A 756-nucleotide genomic window follows, 5' to 3' on the forward strand; every position below is an offset into this window, starting at 1 on the left:
CGTCGTCGGCGGCGGGGGTGGCCGGCCTGGCCACCGCCGCGCTGCTCGCCCACGACGGCTGGACGGTCGACCTGGTCGAGCGCCAGGACGCGTTCGGCGGCGGGCGGGCACGTGGGAGCGGGACGGCTTCCGCTTCGACACGGGGCCGTCCTGGTACCTCATGCCCGAGGTCTTCGACCACTTCTTCCGGCTGCTCGGCACCAGTGCCGACGCCGAGCTCGACCTGGTGCGGCTCGACCCGGCGTACCGGGTGTTCTTCGAGCGGCACGACGAGCCGCTGGAGATGACCGGCGACCGGGCCGCGAACGTCGCCGCGTTCGAGGCGGTCGAGCCCGGGGCCGGCGCCGCGCTCGAGCGCTACCTGGACTCCGCCCGTGACGTCTACGACCTGGCCGTCCAGCGCTTCCTGTACGGCACGTTCGCGTCGCGCACCTCGATCGTGCGCGCGGACGTGCTGCGCCGCGCGCCGCGCCTGGCCCGCCTGCTCACGCAGTCGCTGGAGTCGTTCGTCGCCCGGCGGTTCACCGACCCGCGGCTGCGCCAGGTGCTCGGCTACCCGGCGGTGTTCCTGGGCACGTCGCCCGAGCGTGCCCCCAGCCTCTACCACCTCATGAGCTGGCTCGACCTCGACGACGGGGTCTACTACCCCCAGGGCGGCTTCGGCACCCTCGTGGACGCGCTGGTGCGGGTGGCCGAGCGGGCCGGCGCCCCGCCTCCACGCGTCCGACCCCGCCACCGCGATCGAGGTCGACCGCA

At 74.9% G+C, this 756-nt stretch carries 1 protein-coding gene and 1 pseudogene; both read left to right on the forward strand.

From position 1 onward, the window contains the following. Positions 1-17: 17 nt before the first annotated feature. Positions 18-89 (forward strand): annotated as a pseudogene (locus AC2W7G_RS17655) (hypothetical protein); the annotation flags it as partial. Next, the coding region (locus AC2W7G_RS17660; RefSeq protein ID WP_485869578.1) for an FAD-dependent oxidoreductase at positions 59-756 on the forward strand (698 nt) is incomplete at its 3' end. The pseudogene AC2W7G_RS17655 and the gene AC2W7G_RS17660, both read left to right, overlap by 31 nt.

The sequence above is a fragment of the Aeromicrobium sp. PFPM2_SD2 genome, from assembly GCF_057364525.1.